2 protein-coding genes are annotated in these 1,142 nt (G+C 52.5%); both read right to left on the bottom strand.

The features are described from left to right. Nucleotides 1–214: 214 nt before the first annotated feature. Nucleotides 215–484, bottom strand: a complete 270-nt coding sequence (locus OKB81_RS20425) for a PapB/FocB family fimbrial expression transcriptional regulator (RefSeq protein ID WP_114523103.1) — start codon at nucleotides 482–484, stop codon at nucleotides 215–217. 312 nt (nucleotides 485–796) lie between these two features. Further along, the coding region (locus OKB81_RS20420; RefSeq protein ID WP_270805440.1) for a hypothetical protein at nucleotides 797–1,142 on the bottom strand (346 nt) is incomplete at its 5' end.

Below are 1,142 nucleotides of genomic sequence, written 5' to 3'. Positions count from 1 at the left end.
ACGTCCCGCTGGAGCCCATTGCAAAAAAAGTGGCGCAATACAACGAAGGCAAGTAGGTCGATTTAGCGGCGCTTACGAGACACAGAGCATTCCTCTAATCGCGTAGGGGTGAAGCCATCACGCAGCGTGGTTAACATCCTGGTATGGGGTGGGCTGGGGTTCATCGGTGGCCGTTACACTGGTCGGCATTGACTACAGTGATGGCCACCCGGTGTCAGTGTCGGGGATCATGTGGGGTCCGCTTCTTTACTTCAGGAGCAGGGTAAAGCTCCTCGTGATAGAGGGACACGAGGTGTTTGACGGCCGCCTCGATCTCACGCAGTCCCGTCAGGCGTTTAGACAGAAGCCCGCGGTTGACGCCATGTTTCTCCGCAGCCTCCTTCTGAGTGCTGCCTAACACCATCACTTCATACATGGCCTGGATAATGGCGTCTGAGGTCATCTTGGTCAGCGCTATTAGCCCGTCGAATTGTTTCTTGTTCATCTACGAAGTCCTACAACAACCAACGGATGATAAGGGTCATATTCTCTCTCCGGTAAGCGTCCCTCAAAGTAGCTTGGGACGCCCCATAGGCAACATCGAGTATCCGTCCGGGCAGGACTCTGACCATGATGTGGTCGGGCTACCGGGCAGAGTACCCATCTATCATCCCTGCTAGGCCGGTCATAAAGCAAGAAAAATGACTAATAAAGGTCATTTGGTTGCTCGGAGTGGCAGTCTTAGCCGGACATTTTGATTCTGCAGCGTTAAAAATGAAAAAAGCCACTGTGTGTTGAACACGAGTGGCTTAGTGAGTTAATGGAACATCATGCCGGTCAAGGTCACGAGTTCACGTAAGTTGCGGAACAGCTGGCCGTGCGCTGCTTTCGCAGAGCTTGGCTCGTTGTCGAACATGCACATCTCTTTGATCACGTAACCCTTCATGGGAACACGTTGGAGATAGCACAGAGCGGAGTTGTCCGCAGTGGTAATGGCACCGTTGAGCAGGGTCACCTTGAGGGTGTTAAGACAAACTCTATATTCGAAACCATCTCCTTCCCGAACAATGCTGTTCTCGGTATCGAGGGCCTTGTTGCACAATTCCAAAGCAGGACAGCAGTCTCTCAGGCGCCGATTTCGCTCAGTTGACCTGTTGTCGTAC

Source organism: Aeromonas sp. QDB56 (assembly GCF_027705505.1).
Classification (GTDB): domain Bacteria; phylum Pseudomonadota; class Gammaproteobacteria; order Enterobacterales; family Aeromonadaceae; genus Aeromonas; species Aeromonas caviae.
This window is presented reverse-complemented; position numbering and strand designations above follow the sequence as displayed.